Genomic DNA, 24,704 nt, shown 5'->3' with positions numbered 1-24,704 from the left:
ATTAGTGATTAGTGATTAGTGATTAGTGAAAAATAGCTTAAATTTTAAAACAAAAACAATGAACAGAATAAATAAAAAACTTCAAGAAGATAAAAAACTGCTTTCTATCTATTTTACAGCAGGTTATCCTAAAATAAACGATACGGTTTCCATTATTCAAGAATTGGAAAAAAATGGTGTTGATATGATTGAAATTGGCTTGCCTTTTTCTGATCCTTTAGCCGATGGACCAACCATTCAGGAAAGTTCGACTATTGCTATTGAAAATGGAATGACGACTTCGCTCCTATTTGAGCAACTGAAAGACATTCGTAAAACCGTTCAAATCCCTTTAATTATAATGGGATATTTCAATCCGATGATGCAATTTGGAATGAATCAATTTTGTCAAAAATGTGCAGAAGTTGGTATTGACGGTTTAATCATTCCCGATTTACCGTTACATATTTATGAAACTCAATACAAAACGATTTTCGAAAAATATAATTTGAAAAACATTTTCTTAATCACACCACAAACTTCTAACGAACGCATTGATCAAATTGATGCTATTTCAGATAGTTTCATTTATATGGTTAGTTCCGCTGCAGTTACTGGAAGTCAGACTGATTTTGGAAACGAACAAATGGATTATTTCAAAAGAATTTCAGATTTAAACCTAAAAAATCCACAAATCGTTGGCTTCGGAATTAAAGACAATGAAACATTCACTCAAGCCACAAAATATCAAAAAGGAGCGATTATTGGAAGTGCTTTTATTACATATTTAAATGCAAATAAAAATCTTAATAATTTTATCAAATTCATTAAATAAAGTTAAAAAAAATATAATTTTATGTAATTATTAATTCTTTTTTACATATTTTTGGTTAACCAATTAAGTTTTGCATTTATCTTAATCAGTTTTTTTTCTACTTCACTAGTAGAAGCACAAATTTATGTAACAACTGGTAACAGTCTTCAAACGCAAGTAAATGCAGCTGCACCAGGTTCTGTTTTTATAATTCCAAATGGAACTTACAACAACTTTAGTGCTACTTTTACTGCAATTGCCAATGCAACAAATCCAATAACTGTAAAAGCTGAAACTGTTGGTGGTGTAACTTTAACTGGTAGTTCAAAATTTATATTTAATAAAGCTGCACACATCATTTTAGAAGGTTTTAAATTTGATTGTACAGGAACAAGTACATTGGTAAAACTTAATGGAAGTAATAATTTAACTTCTTTTAGTTGCTATCCCGTTACCAATCAAGCTAGATATGTTAAAATTGTTGGAAATGGTCAAACGGCAGGATCTGATTGGAATAGTATTACTGAAATTGAATTTTATGGTTCTTCTGCATTAACCACTGAAAATTTTCAAAATAATAATTTAGTGGTTTATCCAAATCCTGTTCAAGATATATTACATATAGAAAACAAAGTTAATTCATTCAAAAACATTAATTTATATAGCATTGACGGTAAATTATTACTTTCAAAATCATTCGATAGTCCTATTAATACTTATGATTTAACAGTTTCCAATTTTCAAAAAGGAACTTATCTAGTAAAAATTGAAGATATAAACAATAAAAGTACTTCTAAAATGATTATAATTTCAAATTAAAAGAATTAATACTGCAAATAGTACATCCCAAATTCCTATTCAGGTTTTTGGGATTTTTTTTATCAAAATGTATAAATTTAAATATTTTAATTAAATTTGATTACTAAAATTAGTATTGAAATGAAGTCCTTATTTTACATTTTATTCTTTCTGTTTACAGTTCGTACTTATGCACAAACAGATGAAATCAATAATTCTATTTTAACTGCTGAAAAAGCAATTGAAAATAAAGAATACAAAAAAGCAATAGCTATTTATAAAGAATTATCGGATAATTATAAATTCAATCCTGACTTTCTTTTTAACTTGGCAAATTTATATTTCATTACAGACAATATTGAAAACGCATGTGAATGTTTATATAATGCAGCAATATTAAATGATAAAGAAGCTGTAGAACTTATCGAAAGTAAATGCCAAACTTATAAAAATGGTAAAGTAAAATTATTACAACAAGTTGATAGTCCTCCGAAATTTTTATACCAAAGTGTTTATCATAATCTAATTGAAAATAATGTTATAAATCCAATTTATATTGATGCTATTAAATACTACACCAAAGGAAAGAAATATCTGCCTGACTACTTAATGAAATATATTGAAATTGATGTTAAAATTGATGAAAGAGGAAATTTTATTGGTAAAATCGATAGTTTTGATTATGATAATACTGAAATTAATCTAATTAAAAATGATTTAGAAAAAATATTAAAAACTAATATAAAATATAAACCAGCTATCTATAAAGGAGAATCTGTTGAAATTTTTGAAAATTATTCCCTTACACTACTTTAAATTTAATTGGATATTATAAACTTGTATTCTCTTATCTTTGCGATTCAATTTTATATATGAGTCCTACCCTACTATCATCACCTTTACAAGGTTTTACCGATTTCCGATTTAGAAATGCGTTTCACAAATACTTTGGTGGCATTGATACTTTTTATGCTCCTTACATTCGTTTGGATGGAAAATTGGTGATTAAAAATTCGTACCAACGTGATTTACAACCTGAAAACAACACTGTCTCAGAGTTGATTCCACAAGTGATGACTAATGATGCGGATGAGTTCTTGTTTGTGGTAAAATACATTCAAGAATTGGGTTACAAGGAACTGAATTGGAATTTAGGTTGTCCTTATCCTATGGTGACCAAAAAAGGAATGGGTTCTGGTTTAATTTGCGAACCGACAAAAATTGACCACATTTTAAATCGTGTACATAATAAAACTGATGTAATTGTTTCTATGAAAATGCGAATGGGTTATGAAAATCCAGAAGAAATTTTAGATGTTTTTCCGATTTTGGATAACTATCCTTTGAAGAATATTGTTATTCATGCTCGAATTGGTAAACAATTGTATAAAGGTGATGTCAATTTAGAAGCTTTTGAGCGATGTACAAAAAATACCAAACATAAATTATATTATAATGGTGATATTACTTCTGTAGCCAAGTATAAAGAAATGCAAGATCGTTTTCCAAGTATTGATCATTTTATGATTGGTCGTGGCTTAATTGCTGATCCTTTTTTACCAAGCATGATTAAAAACGACACGACAGAATACCCAAAGGATAGATGGAAAATCTTCAACGAATTCCACGACACCATTTACCAAGAATACGATGCGGCTCTTTCTGGACCAACTCCTATAAAAATGAAAATGTTAGGTTTTTGGGAGTACTTTTCTACTTCGTTTTCCAACCCACAAAAAACGTTTAAAAAGATTAAAAAAGCCCAAAGCCCAAGAGCTTACCAAGAAGCTGTGAAGGAAATTTTTAAAAGTGAGAAGTAGTTTGAAAATCTATTAAATTTTTATTAATATAACTATTGATACTATCAAATGATGCTATTAAAAAATAATTATCTAGTAAACACCAAAGTATTTCCCTTACTCAAATTCGCATCAAAAGCGTAACCTTCATAATTGAATCCTTTTAAATCCTCAATGGTTTCTGCATTGTTATCAATAATGTAACGAACCATTAAACCTCTTGCTTTTTTGGCAAAGAAACTAATCATTTTCAATTTTCCGTCTTTATAATCTTTGAATTCTGGAGTGATTACTGGTACTTTTAAAGTTTTGGTATCTACAGCGCTGAAATATTCGTTACTCGCTAAATTCAAGAATAATTCGTCTTTTTTTAGTTCGTCATTTAAGGTTTTGGTTATTGTTTTTTTCCAAAATTCGTATAAGTTTTTTTTGGTTCCAATTTTTATCGAAGTTCCCATTTCCAAACGATAAGCTTGCATCAAGTCTAAAGGCTTCAACAAACCATACAACCCTGAAAGAATTCTCAATTTATCTTGTAAGTCATCCAATTTCTCAACTGGAATTGTATATGCATCCAAACCTGTGTACACATCACCATCAAAAGCATAAACAGCTGGTCGAGCATTTTCTGGTGTAAATGGCGTTTCCCAAACTTGGTTGCGTTCCCAGTTCAAATCAGCCAACTTTTCAGAAATAGACATCAAATCCATTAACTGTTTTGGCTTTTTCTTTTTCAACGTTTTTTGAATGGTATTGGCTTGTTTCAAAAACTGTGCTTCTGTATGTTTTTTGGTTGGTAATTCACTTTCAAAATTTAGTGACTTGGCTGGTGATATAACGATTTTCATAGTTTTATTTTATTGAACCCAAATTTACAAATTCCTTTTCTAAAATCATATACGTTAAAATGGTTTGTAGCGATTTTGGTATAAGGGAAATTTATTGTTTTGGTGGCACAGAGTTGCTCGTGATTTTCTTTAACTTTATTGAAAAAATATTATATTTGAATTGAAATAAAATTGTAAATGCAAATAATTTTAGATAATCAACTTGAGTTCAGACAAAGAAAAAATTTATTAATATTGAATATTTCCTTATTACTTATTTTTCTCGGAATTTTTAATTTTAAAATTAGTTCAAAAATTATATTAATTCAATCACTATTTGCACTTATTCTAATTAGTTTATTTTCACTTTTATTTTTAAAAAAAGGGTTATCTATTAAAAATAGTGAATTATTTTATTGTTATTTCTTATTTAAATTTAAAGTTTTTCAAAAGAAAATAAATTTAGAAAGCTTAACTATTTTTTCAACTTTGAAATTTAATAAAAGCCCTAATTATGCCTATTTTATTGGAATACGACCTATTCTTACAAGAAATATTGATCAATCAATGCAATACTCTTATCAAACTTTTGAAATAAATTTATTAAATGAAAATCACACATACAAAAAGAAAATAATCGTATTACAAAGTGAAGAATTTAATGAATTGACTAAAAATTTTATTAAAGAAAATTTAAACTTTAAATATGAAAAATATAGTCCAAACTTTAATTAATATGTAACAACTACTTTTTATATCTTTGCATCTGTATTTTACAAAAACACCATGATTAACCCATCAGCAAACGGTTGGATAAATAAGTTTTTCTCTGAAAATAAATCGAATTATAACAATTATAATAACGATTTACTAGCTTTTTATCATGATGTAAGAACTTCTGGTTTTATTTATGGTCATGTTATTCGAATTAATCTTATCAACCCCATAGATACTAAAGAGCTTTCTAGTGATGAGATTACCAAAATAGCTTTGTTGAATTCACTTTTTTCAATTTATAAAATTATTACGAAGTCTGATAATGAAAAAGATTTTGTGGAAAAAGCAATCGATTTTTATACATTTTTACATCAAAAAGGAAATTTGCTTTTTTCTAAATCTAAACCCAATTTAGAAGAATGTATTGCTACAAGAATTCAAACGAATGAAAATATCTTTGCTCGTAATTTTTCGCATATCATTACAAATGCTTTGCTTTTTATGGATATTTTGGCTTTCAAAAAGTATTTAGAGACTTTTGAAAATCCTGTTAATTATTTAAAAAAGGTAGAAGAAAGTACGATTGTTTTGGTTTCCAATGCTTTGTCTGTAAAGGAAAATCCTTCGCAATATGACAATTTGTTGGTAAAGCTATTTGAAAACTCTTTGCGTTATACCAAATTCTACAGAAAACAATTAGAAGTTTCTGATTTTGAACAATTTGAAAAATACGATTCGATTTTAGAAAAATTATATTTGTTGGATTTAGCTACAATGGCTATGTGGAGCGATGATGAACTAACAACTATTGAAAAAGATTATTTGCTGACTCTTTGTGCTGAATTAAAGATTGGAGAAACGGAATATGCAATTAGTCTGCAAAATATAGATGCCTATATCAAGCAATATAGAAATGAAATTCCGTATTTTAATTATTCGAATCCCGTTAAACATTTTTACGAACAATCGAATAAAACCGTTACAAAGTTAATTACCAGAAACGGAAAACGATTAACTAAAGAAATAAGAGAAAGTAAGGAATTAGTTCGTCTCTTAGCCAAATCAACGACAACTGATTTGGACAAAGAAGAAAAAAAGAAAGTAAAAAAACAGTTGTTGGATATTTGTAAATCTATACCTTCATTAACTATCTTTTTACTTCCTGGTGGAGGAATACTTTTACCGATTTTGATAAAATATATTCCTCAATTATTACCTTCTGCTTTTAATGAAAATTTAGAAGATTAAAATTCCAATTTAAAAATTCCAAATTCCAAAAAACGAGATTTGTTTTCTAAAATTCCATTTGGTAAACAGCATCTAAATCATCGTTACTATTTAAATTATAACCTAAATCAGTAACATATCCAGAATTTAAACCATAAACCCAACCGTGTATTCCTAATTCTTGACCGGCATTCCATGCTGATTGCACTATTGATGTTTTGGCTAAATTGAAAACTTGTTCGTAAACATTAATTTCTACAAATCGATTGAAACGTTCGTTATCATCCTTTATGGCATTTAGTTCTTCTTGATGCAAACGGTATTCATTTTTAATATGACGAATCCAGTTATCAATAATTCCAATAGAACTGTTACCCATTGCAGCTTTTACACCACCACAACCATAATGTCCACAAACAATAACATGTTTTACTTTTAGTACATTTACGGCATAATCTAATACACTCAACATATTCATGTCAGAGTGTACAACCATATTGGCAATATTTCTATGTACAAAAACTTCTCCTGGTTCTGCACCGATAATTTCGTTTGCAGGAACGCGACTATCTGAACATCCAATCCATAACAATGGTGGATTTTGTCCTTCAGCTAAATTATTGAAATAATCTGGACTAATTTGAAGTTTCTCTTCCACCCACTTTTTATTGTTTTCTAATATTTTTTTATAGAATTCGCTCATTTCGTTTTTTCTTTGTTTACAGCTGTTAAGATGTTTTAGTATGTACTGAATACATTTTTTATATGATGCCAATTTACAAAAAAATACAGGTAATTTGGTCATATAAGCAAATATAAAAATGCTTTATTTTAGAAATTTACGAATGCCATAATATTAAGCTGATCCCGACTAGAAGTTTCAAAAATTTGATTCATATAACCTAATTCAAATCTCAAATCTTTTGAAAATTGATAGCCAAAACCTCCATAAATTCGGTTTCTATCAAAAACAGCAGATTTTGTGTTTAAAAAAATCTCATTATAAGCTGCTAAATAAAAAGAATTTGTACCATCTTCTTTACTTTGTAATGGAATTTTTAATCCTAAAAAGTATCTAAATCTCATTTTAAAATCACTTTCCACAAATCGTTCTTCTAAACGATAACGGTGACTTAATCCAACCTTACCCATACTCTGTTTTGTAGTAAATTGTTGAAAAATTCGATGTTCTTCCACAGAAGTTTTATCATCAGTTTCATCTATATAATTCTTGGATAATATATAACCATAACCTAAAAGAATATTATTGTTATTTTCAGTTAAATTATAGCCTAGACCTGTACGAATCAAAAGCTGCTCTAAATCGCCAATAGCATTGTAATTTCGATATTGAACTTCATTGTGAATGTCAAAACCTTTATCTAATTTTTTATTTCCAATATATATTAACCAATTTCCTAAATCGCTATTTTGACTAAATAACCAAAAAGGCAATAGTAACGTAATTATTACTATTGCCTTTATTTTTTTACTTTTCAGTTGAAAATAATTCATTAATGATATTTTTATTCAAAAAATGTTACAGCTCCTGTATTGATATCATACATAGCTCCTACAATTTTAATTTCACCGTTTTTTTCCATTTCTGATAAAATTGGACTTTCTGCATGAATTCTATCAATTGTTAATTGCACATTTGTCTTAGCAACTTCATCCACAAACTCAGTATTTTTTGAGTTTCTTTTTGAAACATCAGATGGTTCTTTAACAGCTTCTACAGCCGGTGTAATTTTTTCAATAAGTTTGGTTAAATTTCCCATTTTAGCCCCATCACAAGCTCCTTTTACTGCTCCACAAGCTGTGTGTCCTAAAACCACAATTAATTTTGTTCCAGCAAGTTTACAAGCAAATTCCATACTTCCTAAAATATCTTCATTTACAAAGTTTCCTGCAATTCTCACGCTAAAAATATCTCCTAAACCTTGGTCAAATACCAATTCGGCTGAAACTCTAGAATCTATACAACTCAAAATAGTTGCAAAAGGAAATTGTCCATCACTAGTATCATTTACTTGCTCTAATAAGTTTCTATTTGCCTTTAAATTATTTTGAAATCTTTCGTTTCCTTCTTTTAAATACTGTAATGACTTTGCAGGTGTCATTGTTGCTTGAGTTTCTCTTGTATGTGCTTTCATTATATTTTTTTTAATTTGTAAATTGTTCTTCTATTGGTCTTAGTTGAAAAAATTCTATATAACTTGGTGGGTTTTCAATCACACCGCGTTCTGAAATAAGTTTGATATCAATATTTCTTGCTTTAGCCTTAAAAGCAAAATCGTCTAAAATTTCTATAATATCAAAATCTAAATATCTAGTTTTTCTAACGTCTAATTCTAAATTTGTATTGTTAGGGATTCGTTCTAATTCTTTTAAAATTGCACCTTTGTTAAAGAATGTAACTTCTTCTGCTAAGGTCATTTTAATTTTATTTGTTCCATTAGTCACATTTTCTTTATGTAAGAAATGAGAATTTTGATAACTCTTTATTAAAATTATTATAATTCCAATAGCCAATCCTAATCCTATTCCCATTAACAGATCTGTAAATATAATTCCTAAAACAGTAACAATAAATGGCAGAAATTGTTTCCAACCTAATAAATACATTTTTTTAAATAATGCTGGTTTTGCTAACTTATACCCTACTATTAAAAGAATTGCAGCCAAAACTGACAATGGTATCATGTTTAGTAAATTTGGAATAACAATAACTGATATTAAAAGTAATAAACCGTGTATAATAGCTGATAGTTTAGATTTACCACCAGATTGAATATTGGCAGAACTTCTAACAATTACTTGAGTAATAGGTAAACCTCCTATTAAACCAGAAATAATATTTCCCGTTCCTTGCGCAAATAATTCTCTATTTGTGGGTGTAACATTTTTATCTGGATCCAATTTATCAGTTGCCTCTACACATAATAGGGTTTCTAAACTAGCTACTAAAGCAATTGTAAATGCTACTACCCAAATATCGATATTTGTTATTGCTCCAAAATTGGGCATACTAAACTGTCCGATAAACGAATTAAAACTATCTGGAACTGGTACACTTACAAGATGTGATTTAGCAATGCCTAATGTACTATCGTCTTTAGTAATCTGGTAAAAAATTATTCCTACTACTACAGCTACTAAAGGACCTTGAATTATTGAAAATATTTTCCCTTTCTTAGACAAAACATTGTCCCAAAGCAACAAAATACCTAACCCAATTATACCCATTAAAAGCGAACCTAAAATAATATTATCTGAAATATTTGCTATAGCAGAGAAAGTATTTTCTCCCGATTGCTCAATAAAACTATCAGCTCCTTCAGCTTCAGCATCATACCCAAAAAAATGTGGGATTTGCTTAAGAATTATTATAATTCCAATTCCAGTAAGCATTCCCTTTATTACTGAAGACGGAAAATAATATCCAATAATTCCTGCTTTTAAAACCCCAAAAATTATTTGAATTAATCCTCCCAAAACAACAGCTAAAAGAAAATTTTCATATCCACCTAAACTGCCGATTGCAGTTAATACAATTGCAGCTAAACCAGCAGCTGGACCACTAACTCCTAATTTTGAACCGCTTAAAGCTCCTACTACTACTCCACCAATAATACCTGCAATTAAACCCGAAAATAATGGTGCCCCACTTGCTAATGCAATACCTAAACACAAAGGTAATGCCACGAAAAATACGACTATACTCGCTGGTAAGTCATTCTTTAATGTCTTAAACATAAATGATTTTTTGAATTATATAAAATTTTTACACTTCAAACCAATGAAGCTTTTGAAAAATTAAACTAATTCTGGAGGTGGTAAAAAAACTTTTGGTTTTAAAGAGTTTACTTTCCTATCATTCAATACAGAATACTTAGCTCTTTGAAAACCTTCAAAATCAATAATCAATGGAATAGAATAAATCATTGGCATAGATTTAACTTCATTAAATGACGAATGACTTTCTTCTTCACTCATGTTAAAAAAGTAAGAGGTATCTATAGTTTTATCGATAGCAGACACAATTGTTGGTGTTGCTAAAAACAAAACAAAAATAAATAATACTATTTTACACATTGACTTCATATTGCAAATATACTATTTTTTGTTAAAAAATTAAACAGATAAACCTTAAATAAAACATAAAAAAACCACTAATTAAAGTGGTTTTTTAAATCTTAAATTTCTTCTTCCATCCATGCTCTCAGCATCCAAATCGTTTTTTCTTGCTCCACAATGAAATCACTCATCATTGAACTTGTACCCTCATCATTTATTTCTCCTGACTTTTCTAATATAAGTCTTTCAATTTTAAGTAACTCAACTAAAGAATCACTAACTAATTGAACAGCTTCTGTATCTTTTGAAATATTTTTTCCGACTTTTAATTTACTGTTTTCTATATAATCTGAAAAAGTATGTAAAGGTGAAGCTCCTAAAGTTAAAACTCTTTCTGCAATTAAATCAATTTTCAATTGAGAATCATTATATAACTCTTCAAACTTGATATGCAAATCAAAAAATCGTTTTCCTCTAATATTCCAATGTAAACCTCTTAGATTCTGATAATATATTTGAAAATTTGATAAAAGTATGTTTAATTCATTAACTAATTCTTCTGTCTCTTTAACTGGTAATCCTAAACTATTGATTTTCATATTTTCTTTGTTTTTATTTAATATTCAAATTTACCCAAATTTTAACAATTTTAAGTATAAGTAATATTGATAGTTTTTATATTTTTATCGAAAATAACTATACAATGACTATTACTCAATTACATTATGTTTTAGCTGTAGCTGAACATAAAAATTTTACATTAGCTGCTGAAAAATGCTTTGTTACTCAACCTACATTGAGCATGCAAATTCAGAAATTAGAGGAAGAACTAAAAATTCAAATTTTTGACAGAACCAAAAAACCTATTCAACTGACTGAAATTGGAGTTAAAATAGTAACTCAAGCTAAAAATATTGTTAATGAAGCAGGTAGAATAACAGACATAGTTGAACAACAAAAAGGATATATTGGAGGAGAGTTTAAAGTCGGAATAATTCCAACTGTGATGCCAACGCTTTTACCTATGTTTTTAAGTAATTTTATTAAAAAATATCCAAAAGTTAATTTAATTATTGAAGAACAACCTACAGAAGAAATTATAAAACGATTAAAAAACGGGCATTTGGATTGTGCCATAGCAGCAACTCCTTTGGAAGAAGAAAACTTGAAGGAGATTGTTTTATACTATGAGCCATTTGTTGCCTATATTCCAGAGGGACATTCTATTTCAGATAAAAATGAAATTGAAATCAACGATTTAGATATTGAAAATATTCTTTTACTTCAAGACGGACACTGTTTTAGAGATGGCATTTTAAATCTATGTAAAAATAATAAATACTTAAATGAAAATCATTTCCAAATCGAAAGTGGCAGTTTTGAAACTTTAATAAAATTAGCAGATGAAGGTTTAGGCACAACTTTATTACCTTATCTGCATACTTTAGACTTAAATGAAAAGAATAAACATAAATTAAAACACTTTAAAAATCCAAAACCAGCACGAGAAGTGAGTTTAATATATCCAAAAAATGAATTAAAAATACATATTATCGATGCTTTGAGAACTGTTATTTCTGGTGTCGTAAGAGGTGCAATTGCCTTTAGTGACGTAGAAATCATCAGCCCAAAAAAACAAGCATAAAAAAAGGTACGTGAATACGTACCTTTTTTTATTTTTATTCTATCAGTATCAAACATTGTCTTAATTCTGGTTTTTCAATTGTAAACTGCATTACCCAATCTTTTAATTGCTCTATTTCATATGGTAAAAGCACTTTTAAAGCTTTTTCAAACTCTTTGCAAAATAGTATTGGGTCAAAACTTACTCGCTCTAAAATTGACTTCGTATACGTAAACATTCTTGTGGGCATAATACAAAAAATTAAGCGTTAATATTTCTCTTGAACGTGTGGTAAATTTACTGAATAAACCATTACTATAACGTTTTCGTATGTGAATTTATTGTTATAAAAATCATAAATTTTATAATTTACTGGTTTTCAAATTATTAAAACAGTAAAAAATGGAAAAATATAATTTATTCTTTAAAGCCTCTCAACATCTCTCTCTTTCCAGGTGCTCCAGGTAATTTTTCAACTTTAAAACCAGCTTCAATCATTGCTTTTTTAATGACAGTTCTGCAAGCATAAGTAACTAAAATTCCCTTTGGCAGCAAAGAATTATACATTATTTTAAAAATTTCTTCATTCCATAATTCAGGTTGAACATCAAAACCGAAAGCATCAAAATAAATAAGATTATATGTGTTTAAATCAGTTATCACTTCAAACTTTTGTTGTCTTTTGGTTAAATGGAAGTTTGGATCAATTTCATTTTCAACTTCCCAAGCACATTCATGCATTTTATCAAATACACTTTGTTGTTCGTTGGCATTTAATTCGGTAACATAATTTAGACTTGAAATTATATATAACTCCACTGGATATGCTTCTATACCAACATACTGAATATGTTGATCTCTTTTTTGGGCTTCTAAAAAAGTAATGAAGGTATTTAGACCTGTTCCAAAACCAATTTCCAAAATAGAAACGGACTTGTCATTTAGTAATGAAAGTCCGTTTTTAATAAATACATGTTTTGCTTCTTGAATAGCTCCAAATGTTGAATGATAAGTTTCGTTTAATTCGGGTAAGAAAATAGAAGATGAACCATCTTTTGTAAGGATTATTTCTTTTTTCAATTTATTATTCAATATATAATTTTTTAATTCTAGGAATTGGTCCACTACATTTTTGCTGATGACAAGAAATACATGCATCTACTCCATCGTTAAAATGTTTTTTAGCATTAGCTGGATCATTGTAAATCAATTCTTGTGCTTCAATAAATTTTTTGGCTTGTTCATCAAAAAATGCATCTTTATCTTTCTCATCTGTCATAACTGACTCGTGAATTTTTAAAAAATGCTGAGGAAATTTTCCTATTGTATCGCCTTTAATGATTTTGTCTTTCAAACGTTGGTTATCTACATACATTTGTTCCATTAAAGCTGCCATTTCTGACATTTCATACATTTTAAAGCTTTCTTCTTCTTTAATTACTTCGGTTGTTTTAGTTTCTTTTTCTTCATTTTTACATGAAAATAAAAAAACAACTACTAAAATGTAAAGTAAATTTTTCATTTTATAATGACTTATTTTTTTATTAAAACGCCATCAGCCATAAATAAAAATTTCTTCTTTGGTGCAATTATACTATCTATAGAAGCTTGTGATTTTCCTGCATCTTGTGCGTAATGCTTCAAGTCAGCAACACTTTCTTCACTTATGTAAGCTTTTCCACTAACTACAACTTCTTTGTTTTCTGCATTCATTGGAACAAAAAATTCATAATCTTTGAACTTTACAAAAGTTTCTTTATCATCTGCCAAAGCTACATTCATCCAGCAACCTTTCTTTTGACAAATATCTTTAATCGTAGAACTAAACTTTAAATCTACTGTATCACCTTCTTTTAAATCTCCAAATTTAGAAGTCATTTCTTCAAAACTCAAAGCACCTTCAGCACTGATCGAATCTCCAAATACTGAATATTCTACTTGAGGTTCAGTTGCTACAACTTCCTTTTCTGTTTCTTTTTTACAACTCACTAGCGATACTAAAACGGCTGCTGCCAAAACTATTTTTTTCATTATTGTCTTTTTTTTAATTTAAACAAAAATAGACACTTTTGTTTAAAACACGAATTTTTGTTAATAATATTATTTATATATTTTAAAGAAATCTTAATAAAAACCCATTCTAATTCTTAAATTTGCAAAAAATGAAAACGTTTTCGCTTCATTATTAAAATACTCAAAATGACTACAAACACCCTAAATGAGATTGAAATTATTAAATCATCAACTTCTAAAATTGAATCAGTAGATTTTCAAAATTTAACCTTTGGAAATATTTTTACCGATCATATGTTAGTTTGTGATTATAAAAATGGACAATGGGAAAAACCTGTAATAAAACCTTATGCACCCTTTATGATGGAACCATCTGCAAAAGTTTTTCATTATGGTCAAGCAATTTTTGAAGGGATGAAAGCCTATAAAGATGAAAGTGATGACATTTGGCTTTTTAGACCTGACCAAAATTATGAGCGTTTTAATAAAAGTGCTACTAGAATGGCGATGCCTGAAGTTCCTGAATATGTTTTTATGGAAGGTTTAAAACAACTTATCAATTTAGAAAAAGATTGGGTACAAAAAGGATTAGGAAATTCGTTATACTTAAGACCTTTTATGATTGCAACTGGAGCCGGTGTTATTGCTGCTCCTTCTCAAGAATATAGATTTATGATTATACTTTCTCCAGCAAAATCTTACTATTCAGGAGAAGTTAAAGTAATTATTGCTGAACATTTTAGTAGAGCTGCTAATGGTGGAATTGGTGCAGCAAAAGCGGCTGGAAATTATTCGGCTCAATTTTATCCAACAAAATTAGCTAATGAAAAAGGATTCCAACAAATCATATGGACAGACGATGCTACTCATACTAAATTAGAGGAAGCCGGAACAATGAATGTGTTCTTTAGAATTAATGATACCTTATACACTGCACCAACAAGTGAAAGAATTTTAGATGGTATCACTCGTAAAAGTGTTATTGATATCGCAAAAAGAGACAATTTAAACATCGAAGTTCGTTCGGTTTTGGTGGAAGAATTAGTTGAAGCAGCTAGAAATGGTTCATTGAAAGAAATTTTCGGAGCAGGAACAGCTGCAGTAATCAGTCCAATTGTAGGATTTTCATATAAAGAAGAGTATTTTGAATTGCCTAAAATTGAGAATTCATTTGCAATGCATATCAAACAAACGCTTACTAATATTCAAAATAAACTTGCCGAAGATACTTTTGGTTGGACAGTTAAGATATAATGTTCATTGTTCAAAATTATACAAAAAGCGATTTTCAAATTGAAAATCGCTTTTTTATTATTAGTTGTTTTTTCTGTAATATTAGAACTATTTTAGTATAACTTCAAAATTGGGTTTAAAGTAGTTTGGACCTTTCATCACTTTCCCATCTTCTCTATAGATAGGTTTTCCATCATGATTCAGTTTACTCATATTGCTTCTTTGAATTTCTTCAAAAACTTCTTCAATTTTATGTTGTAAACCGTGTTCTAAAATAGTTCCACATAAAATATACAACATATCTCCAAGAGCATCAGCGGTTTCAGTTAAATCGTTGTTTTGAACGGCTTCTAAATATTCTTCGTTTTCTTCTTTCATTAGGTTAAAACGCAATTCATTCTTATTTTTTCCTAAATCAGCTTTCATTTCATTGGAAACTCCTAATCCAAAAGAAGTATGAAATGCTGCAACAGCTTCTAATTGTCTTTTCATCTGTAAAATATATTTGATTTTTGTTAATGCAAATTATCTTTTTTAGTGCTATAATACCTATTTTTGCAACAAAATTTATCAGTATGTTTTCAACAGGTCAAATATATTTTGCAATATTTTTTGTGATTGCTTTTGTAATTGCAATGATAGGGGTTTATAAAAGAGATTTAAAAATTCATAAAACGTTTTATAAAGGCAGTAGTTTATGGGTTTTACTCGGATTTTTATCTTTTGTAGCAATTTTATTTGTTTTAAAATTTTATTTGAAAAATAATTAATATATTTGATAAATATTAATGAATAAAGTTGCTTTTTAATGAAAATACTGAAGTATATCTTTTTACTTCTTCTCCTTTGTGGAATTGCTGGTTTTGTGTTTATAGCAACACAACCGGGTGAATATACTATCACAAAAAGCAAAGAAATCAACGTTTCTAAAGAAGTTGTTTTTGATTTTGTAAATGAGTATCAAAATTGGAATTTATGGAACGTAAATATTGATTCAACTTCTTCTAAAGAGTTATTTTCTGAAGATTCAAAAACTTACACTATTACAAATGGCAATGAATCAATTGTATATGAAACTATAGCTCAATATAATTCAGATTCTATTGTTCAAAAACTAACTCAAAACAATCTAACACATGATTTAGTTTGGAAATTTACAACCACTCAAAAAGGAACCTTAGTTTCTTGCGAAATGAAAGGTAACATGACTTTAAAACAAAAAGTTTTTTCTGTTTTACAAGGTGGTGCTCAAAATTATCTTGGTGATGACCTTGAAAAAAACCTGATAAATATTGAAAAATATTTAACCAACCAATTAAATAACTTTAACATTAAGATTAATGGTTTGGTTACTAAAGAAGGAACTCTTTTTATCAAACAAATTGATAGTAGTTCTATTAAAACATATAATTCGATTGTAAGAAGTAGAATCCCTAATCTTCTGAATTTTGCAAAAGAAAACTCAATAAATTACACGGAAAACCCATTTGTTATATTTGATTATTGGGATACCAAAAATGATAAAACAAAATTTTCAATTTGTCTACCTGTAAAGGAAGAAATCATTACTTCAGAAGGAAGTGACGTTTTAGGTGGAGAATTGTTTGAATTTAGAGCTGTTAAAGTAACACTTATTGGTGATTATTCGCACCTAAAAAAAGCTTGGGATGAAGCTTTAAAATACATTGAAAAAAATAAATTAGTTGAAGACACAAAAGGAAGTTATATAGAATCTTATAAAGTTTCTGCTTCCAATGAAAGTCAACCTTCAAAATGGGTAACCGAAATTTATATTCCTATTAAATCGGAAGTTATTCCTAAAAAAACACCTACTACAAATGTTAGTGTTGAACCAATTATAGAAGAAAATCAACCGACAGAATAAAAAAAATCCGAATTATCAATTCGGATTTTTTTTGTATATATTTTATTAGAGTAGAAATTACACATTAAAACGAAAATGCATTACATCACCATCTTTAACGATATATTCTTTACCTTCTACTCTTAGTTTTCCTGCTTCTTTTACTTTAGCTTCTGTACCATAAGTTACATAATCATCGTATGCTATAACTTCTGCACGAATGAATCCTTTTTCAAAATCTGTATGGATTACACCAGCTGCTTGTGGAGCAGTGTCTCCAATGTTAATAGTCCAAGCACGAACTTCTTTAACTCCAGCTGTAAAATATGTTTGTAGGTTTAATAATTTGTATGCCGCACGAATTAAAACTGCTGAACCTGGTTCAGTCAATCCCATGTCTTCTAAGAATACTTGACGTTCTTCGTAGCTTTCTAATTCTGTTATATCAGCTTCTGCTCCTACAGAAAGAACAATAACTTCTGCATTTTCATCTTTAACTAATTCACGAACTTGATCCACATATTTATTTCCGTTCACAGCAGAACTTTCATCAACATTGCAAACATACAGAACTGGTTTTGTAGTAATCAATTGAAATTCTTCCATCAAAGCTTCTTCGTCATTATTTTGAGGAACAACTGTTCTTGCTGATTTTGCTTGTAAAAGAGCTTCTTTAATTCTATCTAATAATGCTTTTTCAACTTGTGCTTCTTTATTTCCTGTTTTGGCTGCACGATTTGTTTTTTCTAAACGTTTTTCAACCGTTTCTAAATCTTTTAATTGCAATTCTATATCAATAGTTTCTTTATCACGAATTGGATTTACATTGCCATCAACATGTACAATATTATCATTATCAAAACAACGAAGAACATGAATAATAGCGTTACATTCTCTAATATTTCCTAAGAATTGATTTCCTAATCCTTCTCCTTTACTTGCTCCTTTCACCAAACCTGCAATATCTACAATATCAACGGTTGCCATTTGCACACGTTCTGGTTTTACTAATTCTTCTAACTTTGCAATTCTTGGATCTGGTACATTTACTACTCCAATATTTGGCTCTATAGTACAAAAAGGAAAGTTTGCACTTTGCGCTTTTGCATTTGATAAACAATTAAATAAGGTTGATTTTCCTACGTTTGGTAATCCTACAATTCCTGCTTTCATATTTTTAGTTTTCAGTTAACATTTGGCAGTTAACAGTTTTAAATCTTTTTTGAAATAAAAGTGTGCAAATATAGAAAATGTAAATTTACTTTTTCAAGTTATTGATGATATCTTTTTCGGTTTGTGTCAACAAAACTCCAGTATCAATTTCCCAATATTCAGTCAAAACACTATCTGTTTTGTTCAAGAGAGTTTTATCTTTAAAAATTTCAGCATCTTGGTATTTGAAAATATTAGTTCTAAACTCTGTAGTGATTAGATAATTAGTTACTTCAAACTTAGTTTCAATTTTGTTTTTTTCGGTTATAAAACCGATTTCTTCTTTGGAATTTGCTAAATAATAGTCTCTAGTTTCAAGTCTATAAGTGTTTTTAAAAACTGATTTATAAATTTTTCTGTTTTTAAAATCTAAAAAGGTGGCATTATTTTGGGCTCTATCTTCTGGCAAAAATGAAGTAACTTCTAATATTATTTTTTTCTTACTATCATATAAAATAGAATATTCAGACATAAACCCTTCAATGGTTGTATATGGTTTTACTCTAATCAATAAATAGTTTTGATTTTGAGGATAGGTTAACAATTGAAAATCATATTTCTTTTTAGCCCTAGAATCTAAAATCTTTTCTAAATATTTAAATTGATAATAATTTTCCATTAAATTATTTAAGTTATAACCTAATAAATCTTTATCAAATTCGTCCACTAAACCTATTGTTCTATTTTGTTCAACCAAAATATCAGTTTTAATGGTTCTTTTATTATCTAAGATTTGAAAGTTTACCAATCCATCATTATAGAATGAATATAGATTATCTCGCTTGAAAAATTCTCGAGTAAAAACACGCAAATTTGCTGGAACTGTTAACCTTTTTAATGAATTTTTAATCAAATCCTTCAAAATATCTTGTGGATGTCTATCAGTTAAAATAACTTCTTGGAGTAGTTCAGTATCTTTCTCAAGTGTGATAATATTTGTTCCTTCTTCAATTAAAGTACTAGACTTAACCAGCAATTTTTTGTACGAAGTATGTGAAATTTCAATGGTGGAAGCTCTGGTTAGACTTAGTTTAAAAACACCTTCTGCATTACTTATTAAACCTTGATTGGTTCTTAAAACTGTAATGATAGCATCCTCAATAGGTAAATCTGTATCAGCATCTTTTAAAATAACAGTAATTTCTGCTTGAGAATAACTTATTATAGAGCACAATAGAAAAATTAGAACTAAAAATCTTTTGATATGTTTTTCTAGATGTTCCAATTAAAGTAGACTTTTATAATTCTTAGCTAATTTATTACAAATTAATAGATTATATAGAAATTATGCAAAGACTTTTTAACAAGAAACTACTAAGTAATTAACAATCAATATGGTAATTATATAAATAATCTTCAAAATATTAAAACATAAACAACTCAACTTCAAGTAATTTTGTACCATAATCATTTAAAAACAAAAAAATATGAAAAATCTAATAGTAACTTTATCCTTAATTTTATGTACAACTTATGGATTTGCTCAAAACAAAAACGTACAAGCTGAAGAAAAGACAACAGTAAAAACTATCAAAGATTCTGATGGTGAGAAAAAAATCGTCAAGACTGAAGAAATTAAAGAAGTTCAGAATATTGAATTTGAAAATGAAAACAGTAAAGCATTAAACAAAGATGTAAAATCAACTCCTGTTAAAGTGGAATCAAAAACAGAAGTAAGCGTTGATGGTGTAACTCGCTCTATCGATATTGATCGTTCTGCTTATTATAATTTAGATGGGAAAAAATATGAAGTTGCCGTAGACAAATCTGGATACAGCATCAAAAATACAGATGGTAAAAATTTAGGTTTACTTAGAAAAACCTCAAGTGATAGTTACTTATATGTAACAAAAAATAAAGTTTCAGTAGGATATTTTGATAATGAAGGAAACCTAATTATTGAAACTTATGATGACAAAAACGATGTTATGATTGTTGATAAATATTTAGTGGTAAAATAATGAACCACAAACTTAACCAAAAAAAACCTGAAATAATTTTCAGGTTTTTTTTTATTCATTATGCAAAAATGCTTGTCGGTTCAAAAGTGTTTCTTCACTTTCAACATGATTATCATCAGGAACACAACAATCTACTGGACAAACAGCAGCACATTGTGGCTCTTCGTGAAAACCTTTACACTCTGTACACTTCCCAGGAACAATATAATACAAGTCATCTGAAATTGGTGTTTGTGCGGCTTCTGCATCTACCTCTGTTCCATCAGGTAAAATAACTTTTCCCGATAAACTTGTTCCATCCTTATATCTCCAATCATCTGCACCTTCATAAATTGCTGTATTTGGACATTCAGGCTCACAAGCACCACAATTTATACATTCATCCGTTATTATAATTGCCATCTTATTAAAATTTAGAAATTAGAACGCTGAAGTATTTTTATTTACATCTTAGCCTTCCAACTTTATTGCTTATTTTTGCACAAAATTACAATGTTATCTATTTAAAAACAAGTTACAAATGTTACAAATGTCAAAAAATGAAATAAAAGATTGTTTTATTGAGTTAGGTAAGTTCTTAAATCAATTTTCTTTAGAAGAAAGTACTCGTAATAAAACTGTTAAAAACAATGATGCTTTTTTTGAACCATTTGTGGATTTAATAATTTTATCGCAATCACATAACGGCTGGTTCACTCCAGAACAAGTATATTTTTCAATTCAATCTTGGGCAAATGCTTTAACGGAAGAAAATTTAACCAAATGGTTGTCTGCATATAATTTCAAACCAAATGAACCAAAAAAAATTGGTTTAATTTTAGCAGGAAACATTCCTTTGGTTGGTTTTCATGATTTTTTAACGGTTTTAATTACAGGAAATGATGTTTTGGTAAAAACATCTTCTAATGATCAACATTTAGTAAAGTTTATAGCCAACTATTTAATTGCTTTAGACGAACGATTTTTATCAAAAATTTTTTTCGTAGAAGGAAAATTAGAAGGTTTTGATGCTGTTATAGCCACAGGTAGTAATAATACATCAAGATATTTTGATTATTATTTTAAAAATGTTCCCAACATCATTAGAAAAAATAGAAATTCGGTTGCTGTTTTAAATGGAAAAGAAACTGATGAAGATTTATTTAATTTAGGTGAAGATATTTTTAGATATTTTGGTTTAGGTTGCAGAAATGTTTCTAAATTATTTGTTCCAAAAGGGTATGATTTCAAAGCTTTTTTTGAAGCTATTTTTGCCTATAAAGATGTGATTTTTTATGAAAAATACGCTAACAACTATGACTATAATAAAGCTGTTTTCTTAATGAGTCTTTATAATTTACTTGATAATGAATTTTTAACATTAAAAGAAGATACGAGTTATTCCTCACCAATTTCAAGTGTTTTTTATGAATTTTATGATGATTTAGAAGACGTAAAATTGCGTTTAAAAACAGATGAAGATCAAATTCAATGCATCGTTTCCAATAATTTAATTGAAAATAGTATAGCATTTGGTCAAACTCAAAAACCAATGCTCTGGGATTATGCGGATAATGTTGACACAATTGAATTTCTAAATAGTATATAAAAAAGAAAAGAGCCTCCTTTCGGAAAACTCTTCTCTAACAAAAAACAAATCTAAACTAAAACTATGCCTTTGGTGTAATAACTGCATCAATTACATGTATTACCCCATTTGATTGGTTTACATCTGAGATGGTAATTTTCGCTGACATTCCATTTTCATCAGTTAAATAGATGTCTTTTCCTTTCATCCAAGCGGTTAGTGTTCCACCACTTACAGTTAATAGAGTAGCTTTTCCATCTCCTTTTTTGATGACTGCCATTAAATCTTTAGCATTCATTTTTCCAGCAACTACGTGATAGGTTAACACGGTTTGTAACAATTTCTTGTTTTCAGGTTTTAATAAAGCTTCTACTGTTCCAGCTGGTAATTTTTCAAACGCTGCATTTGTTGGGGCAAAAACGGTGAATGGTCCTTCTGACATTAATGTTTCAACTAAATCTGCTGCTTTTACAGCTGCAACTAAAGTGGTGTGATCTTTTGAGTTAACTGCATTTTCAACAATATTTTTTGATGGATACATTGGGGCACCTCCAACAGTAACACTTTTTTCTTTTTGAGCAAAAGCATTTCCAGATAAAATCAAAGTAAATGCAAGTAATGCTGCTGATAAAATTCTTCTAGTTTTCATAATTCTTTTTATTGGTTATATTGTCATTTACGAAAGGAATTTAACTTTGGATTTAAAAAAGATCTTAATTTCCATATTTAACATATTAAATTAAAAAAAAATCAATTTTCATCGCAACTATATCGTTATCGTTAATAAGAAAGGCTTTTTATTGCTAATTTATTACCTTCAATTAGTAGCAATTTCCGAAATTTGCCTAATACAATTAACTACTTACTCTCATATAAAATGAAAAAACACAACTATAGCGCTGGTCCCTGTATTTTACCACAAGAAGTTTTTGAAAAAGCATCACAAGCTGTATTAAATTTTAATAATTCAGGGTTATCCATATTAGAAATTTCTCACAGAAGTAAAGATTTTGTAGCTGTAATGGATGAAGCAAGAGCATTAGTATTGGAATTATTAGGTTTGGAAGGAAAGGGGTATCAAGCATTATTTCTTCAAGGTGGTGCAAGTATGGAGTTTCTAAGAGTTCCTAATAACTTATTGAAAATTAATGGTAAAGCAACATATTTAGATACAGGTACTTGGGCAAGTGCTGCCATTAAAGAAGCCAAATCTTTTGGTGAAACTGTTATTGTAGCTTCATCAAAAGAAAGTAATTATACTCTTATTCCAACGGATTATAGTATTCCTTCAGATGCTGATTATTTTCATTGTACATCAAACAATACTATCTTTGGAACTCAAATTAAATCTTTTCCTGTTACGAATGTACCCTTAGTTTGTGATATGAGTTCAGATATTTTTTCAAGAACTTTAGATTTTTCAAAATTTGATTTGATTTATGCAGGTGCTCAAAAAAATATGGGTCCAGCTGGAGCAACTTTAGTAGTTATAAAAGAAGAAATTTTAGGTAAAACAGAAAGAAATATTCCTAACATCTTAAATTACGAACAACATATAGCCAAAGAAAGTATGTATAATACGCCACCTGTTTTTGCAGTTTATACATCTTTACTTACCTTGCAATGGTTAAAAAACAAAGGAGGAATTACGGCAATTGAAAAAGAAAATGAAGCTAAAGCAGCTTTATTATATGCTGAAATTGATAGAAATCCTCTTTTTAACGGAGTTGTGAATACAAAAGATAGGAGTATTATGAACGCAACTTTCACATTAAAAAACACGGAACATCAAGAAACTTTTGATACTATGTGGAAAGCTGCTGGAATTTCAGGATTAAATGGACATCGTTCTGTAGGTGGTTATAGAGCTTCAATGTATAATGCATTACCAATAGAAAGTGTTCAGGTTTTAGTGGATGTGATGAAAGAACTGGAAAAAAAATTTAGTTAAATAATATTAGTTTAGCAATTTAAACCAATAAAAGAAATAAAAATAAGCATAAAATGAAAGTATTAGCCAACGACGGAATTTCAGATAGTGGAATAAAAGCCTTAGAAAAATCTGGTTTTGAAGTAATTACAACAAAAGTAGCCCAAGAACAAGTTGAAAACTATATCAATAAGCACAAAATTGATGTTATTTTAGTTAGAAGTGCTACAAAAGTTAGAAAAGATATTATTGATAATTGCCCAAGTTTAAAAATTATTGGTCGTGGTGGTGTTGGAATGGATAATATTGATGTTAATTATGCACGTAGTAAAGGTTTACATGTAATCAATACACCCGCTTCATCTTCTGAATCTGTTGCCGAATTAGTTTTTGCACATTTATTTAGTGGAGTTCGTTTTTTACACGACTCAAATAGAAATATGCCATTAGAAGGAGATACCAATTTTAATGGTTTAAAGAAAGCCTATGCAAACGGAATGGAGCTTAGAGGAAAAACAATTGGTATTATTGGTTTTGGTCGAATAGGTCAAGCAGTAGCAAAAATAGCTTTAGGTTTAGGCATGAAAGTTATTGCTTCTGATAAATATGTTGGCGAAGCTGTAATTCGTGTTGACTTTTATAACGGACAATTCATTAATGTTGATATTGTAACCGAACCTTTACAAGATTTATTTAAGCACTCTGATTTTATCACTTTACATGTGCCTGCGCAAGATGGTTATGTTATTGGTAGAGAAGAATTAAAAATGATGAAAGAAAATGTTGGCATTGTAAATGCTGCACGTGGTGGTGTGATAGACGAAGTTGCTTTAATTGAAGCTCTAGACGAAGGAAAAGTATTATTTGCAGGTTTAGACGTTTTTGAAAATGAACCTACACCAGAAATGCGTATATTGATGCATCCTAAAATATCTTTAACTCCTCATATTGGTGCTGCTACTGATGAAGCTCAAGATCGAATTGGAACCGAACTTGCTGAACAAATTATAAGTTTATTAAAAAATAATTAATTTTTTTGTATCTTTAACTACTAACCAA

Annotated in this window: 29 protein-coding genes; 13 read left to right on the top strand and 16 right to left on the bottom strand. The window is 28.7% G+C overall.

The features are described 5' to 3' along the window. Positions 1-58: 58 nt before the first annotated feature. From trpA to AABJ49_RS07030, 4 genes are all read left to right on the top strand, one after another. Positions 59-814: a tryptophan synthase subunit alpha gene (gene trpA, locus AABJ49_RS07045; RefSeq protein WP_338377361.1), complete on the top strand. Its 756-nt coding sequence runs from the start codon at positions 59-61 to the stop codon at positions 812-814. 51 nt (positions 815-865) lie between these two features. Next, positions 866-1,612, top strand: coding sequence for a T9SS type A sorting domain-containing protein (locus AABJ49_RS07040; RefSeq protein ID WP_338377359.1), 747 nt, complete (start codon positions 866-868; stop codon positions 1,610-1,612). Between the two features lie 120 nt (positions 1,613-1,732). Then, positions 1,733-2,407: a hypothetical protein gene (locus AABJ49_RS07035; RefSeq protein WP_338377357.1), complete on the top strand. Its 675-nt coding sequence runs from the start codon at positions 1,733-1,735 to the stop codon at positions 2,405-2,407. Between the two features lie 56 nt (positions 2,408-2,463). Next, a complete protein-coding gene (locus tag AABJ49_RS07030; protein ID WP_338377355.1) occupies positions 2,464-3,411 on the top strand; it encodes a tRNA-dihydrouridine synthase family protein in 948 nt (315 codons plus the stop codon). A gap of 68 nt (positions 3,412-3,479) precedes the next feature. On the opposite strand, the gene yaaA is transcribed toward AABJ49_RS07030, so the two are convergent. After that, entirely contained in the window at positions 3,480-4,238 is a 759-nt protein-coding gene (gene yaaA, locus AABJ49_RS07025) for a peroxide stress protein YaaA (protein WP_338377353.1), read from the bottom strand. A gap of 765 nt (positions 4,239-5,003) precedes the next feature. Here yaaA and AABJ49_RS07020 point away from each other — a divergent pair. Further along, entirely contained in the window at positions 5,004-6,182 is a 1,179-nt protein-coding gene (locus AABJ49_RS07020) for an LETM1-related biofilm-associated protein (protein ID WP_338377351.1), read from the top strand. A 46-nt stretch (positions 6,183-6,228) separates the two neighbouring features. Here AABJ49_RS07020 and can read toward each other — a convergent pair whose 3' ends face one another. The 6 genes from can to AABJ49_RS06990 form a co-directional block, all read right to left on the bottom strand. Further along, positions 6,229-6,864, bottom strand: a complete 636-nt coding sequence (gene can / locus AABJ49_RS07015; RefSeq protein WP_338377349.1) for a carbonate dehydratase — start codon at positions 6,862-6,864, stop codon at positions 6,229-6,231. Positions 6,865-6,992: 128 nt separating this feature from the next. Continuing rightward, on the bottom strand, positions 6,993-7,676 hold the full coding sequence (locus AABJ49_RS07010; RefSeq protein WP_338377347.1) for a DUF2490 domain-containing protein: 684 nt from the start codon (positions 7,674-7,676) through the stop codon (positions 6,993-6,995). A gap of 11 nt (positions 7,677-7,687) precedes the next feature. Beyond that, positions 7,688-8,317, bottom strand: a complete 630-nt coding sequence (locus tag AABJ49_RS07005; protein WP_338377345.1) for a carbonic anhydrase family protein — start codon at positions 8,315-8,317, stop codon at positions 7,688-7,690. A 10-nt stretch (positions 8,318-8,327) separates the two neighbouring features. Beyond that, complete coding sequence (locus AABJ49_RS07000; RefSeq protein ID WP_338377344.1) at positions 8,328-9,920, bottom strand: SulP family inorganic anion transporter; 1,593 nt, start codon at positions 9,918-9,920, stop codon at positions 8,328-8,330. A gap of 60 nt (positions 9,921-9,980) precedes the next feature. After that, positions 9,981-10,259 (bottom strand): hypothetical protein, encoded by a 279-nt coding sequence (locus AABJ49_RS06995; protein WP_338377343.1) that lies wholly within the window; start codon positions 10,257-10,259, stop codon positions 9,981-9,983. A gap of 101 nt (positions 10,260-10,360) precedes the next feature. Further along, a complete protein-coding gene (locus tag AABJ49_RS06990) occupies positions 10,361-10,840 on the bottom strand; it encodes a Dps family protein (protein WP_338377341.1) in 480 nt (159 codons plus the stop codon). Positions 10,841-10,944: 104 nt separating this feature from the next. On the opposite strand from AABJ49_RS06990, the gene AABJ49_RS06985 reads away from it, so the two are divergent. Further along, positions 10,945-11,886, top strand: coding sequence for a LysR substrate-binding domain-containing protein (locus tag AABJ49_RS06985; protein ID WP_338377338.1), 942 nt, complete (start codon positions 10,945-10,947; stop codon positions 11,884-11,886). A gap of 34 nt (positions 11,887-11,920) precedes the next feature. Here the strand turns inward: AABJ49_RS06985 and AABJ49_RS06980 are convergent, their stop codons facing one another. From AABJ49_RS06980 to AABJ49_RS06965, 4 genes are all read right to left on the bottom strand, one after another. Then, positions 11,921-12,115, bottom strand: coding sequence for a hypothetical protein (locus AABJ49_RS06980; RefSeq protein ID WP_338377336.1), 195 nt, complete (start codon positions 12,113-12,115; stop codon positions 11,921-11,923). A 167-nt stretch (positions 12,116-12,282) separates the two neighbouring features. Beyond that, positions 12,283-12,945 (bottom strand): tRNA (5-methylaminomethyl-2-thiouridine)(34)-methyltransferase MnmD, encoded by a 663-nt coding sequence (gene mnmD, locus AABJ49_RS06975; protein ID WP_338377334.1) that lies wholly within the window; start codon positions 12,943-12,945, stop codon positions 12,283-12,285. A gap of 4 nt (positions 12,946-12,949) precedes the next feature. Continuing rightward, positions 12,950-13,387, bottom strand: a complete 438-nt coding sequence (locus AABJ49_RS06970) for a hypothetical protein (RefSeq protein WP_338377332.1) — start codon at positions 13,385-13,387, stop codon at positions 12,950-12,952. Between the two features lie 11 nt (positions 13,388-13,398). Next, entirely contained in the window at positions 13,399-13,896 is a 498-nt protein-coding gene (locus tag AABJ49_RS06965; protein ID WP_338377330.1) for a DUF4920 domain-containing protein, read from the bottom strand. 168 nt (positions 13,897-14,064) lie between these two features. On the opposite strand from AABJ49_RS06965, the gene AABJ49_RS06960 reads away from it, so the two are divergent. Further along, positions 14,065-15,132, top strand: coding sequence for a branched-chain amino acid aminotransferase (locus AABJ49_RS06960; protein WP_338377328.1), 1,068 nt, complete (start codon positions 14,065-14,067; stop codon positions 15,130-15,132). Between the two features lie 87 nt (positions 15,133-15,219). Here AABJ49_RS06960 and AABJ49_RS06955 read toward each other — a convergent pair whose 3' ends face one another. Beyond that, positions 15,220-15,603, bottom strand: a complete 384-nt coding sequence (locus AABJ49_RS06955; RefSeq protein WP_338377326.1) for a nucleoside triphosphate pyrophosphohydrolase family protein — start codon at positions 15,601-15,603, stop codon at positions 15,220-15,222. Between the two features lie 83 nt (positions 15,604-15,686). Here AABJ49_RS06955 and AABJ49_RS06950 point away from each other — a divergent pair, with 83 nt between their 5' ends. Beyond that, complete coding sequence (locus AABJ49_RS06950; RefSeq protein WP_338377324.1) at positions 15,687-15,881, top strand: hypothetical protein; 195 nt, start codon at positions 15,687-15,689, stop codon at positions 15,879-15,881. A gap of 38 nt (positions 15,882-15,919) precedes the next feature. Beyond that, positions 15,920-16,996, top strand: coding sequence for a GyrI-like domain-containing protein (locus AABJ49_RS06945; RefSeq protein WP_338377322.1), 1,077 nt, complete (start codon positions 15,920-15,922; stop codon positions 16,994-16,996). Between the two features lie 57 nt (positions 16,997-17,053). Here AABJ49_RS06945 and ychF read toward each other — a convergent pair whose 3' ends face one another. Together ychF and AABJ49_RS06935 are read right to left on the bottom strand one after the other, a co-directional pair. Then, positions 17,054-18,148, bottom strand: a complete 1,095-nt coding sequence (gene ychF, locus AABJ49_RS06940) for a redox-regulated ATPase YchF (RefSeq protein WP_338377320.1) — start codon at positions 18,146-18,148, stop codon at positions 17,054-17,056. Positions 18,149-18,233: 85 nt separating this feature from the next. Next, positions 18,234-19,361 carry a hypothetical protein gene (locus AABJ49_RS06935; protein WP_338377318.1) on the bottom strand — a complete coding sequence of 376 codons (1,128 nt, stop codon included), beginning with the start codon at positions 19,359-19,361 and terminating at the stop codon, positions 18,234-18,236. Between the two features lie 253 nt (positions 19,362-19,614). Between AABJ49_RS06935 and AABJ49_RS06930 the strand changes: the two genes are divergently transcribed. Then, the gene (locus tag AABJ49_RS06930) at positions 19,615-20,148 is read left to right on the top strand and encodes a hypothetical protein (RefSeq protein ID WP_338377317.1); all 534 of its coding nucleotides are present in this window, start codon (positions 19,615-19,617) and stop codon (positions 20,146-20,148) included. 51 nt (positions 20,149-20,199) lie between these two features. On the opposite strand, the gene AABJ49_RS06925 is transcribed toward AABJ49_RS06930, so the two are convergent. Beyond that, a complete protein-coding gene (locus AABJ49_RS06925) occupies positions 20,200-20,550 on the bottom strand; it encodes a 4Fe-4S dicluster domain-containing protein (RefSeq protein WP_338377316.1) in 351 nt (116 codons plus the stop codon). 127 nt (positions 20,551-20,677) lie between these two features. On the opposite strand from AABJ49_RS06925, the gene AABJ49_RS06920 reads away from it, so the two are divergent. Then, positions 20,678-21,736: an acyl-CoA reductase gene (locus AABJ49_RS06920; protein WP_338377315.1), complete on the top strand. Its 1,059-nt coding sequence runs from the start codon at positions 20,678-20,680 to the stop codon at positions 21,734-21,736. 61 nt (positions 21,737-21,797) lie between these two features. Here the strand turns inward: AABJ49_RS06920 and AABJ49_RS06915 are convergent, their stop codons facing one another. Continuing rightward, the gene (locus AABJ49_RS06915; RefSeq protein ID WP_338377313.1) at positions 21,798-22,364 is read right to left on the bottom strand and encodes a fasciclin domain-containing protein; all 567 of its coding nucleotides are present in this window, start codon (positions 22,362-22,364) and stop codon (positions 21,798-21,800) included. Positions 22,365-22,592: 228 nt separating this feature from the next. Here AABJ49_RS06915 and serC point away from each other — a divergent pair, with 228 nt between their 5' ends. Then, on the top strand, positions 22,593-23,666 hold the full coding sequence (gene serC / locus AABJ49_RS06910; RefSeq protein WP_338377311.1) for a 3-phosphoserine/phosphohydroxythreonine transaminase: 1,074 nt from the start codon (positions 22,593-22,595) through the stop codon (positions 23,664-23,666). 53 nt (positions 23,667-23,719) lie between these two features. After that, positions 23,720-24,676 carry a D-2-hydroxyacid dehydrogenase gene (locus AABJ49_RS06905; RefSeq protein WP_338377309.1) on the top strand — a complete coding sequence of 319 codons (957 nt, stop codon included), beginning with the start codon at positions 23,720-23,722 and terminating at the stop codon, positions 24,674-24,676. Positions 24,677-24,704: the final 28 nt, after the last annotated feature.

Origin of the sequence: uncultured Flavobacterium sp., from assembly GCF_963922255.1 — a bacterium.
GTDB lineage: Bacteria > Bacteroidota > Bacteroidia > Flavobacteriales > Flavobacteriaceae > Flavobacterium.
This window is presented reverse-complemented; position numbering and strand designations above follow the sequence as displayed.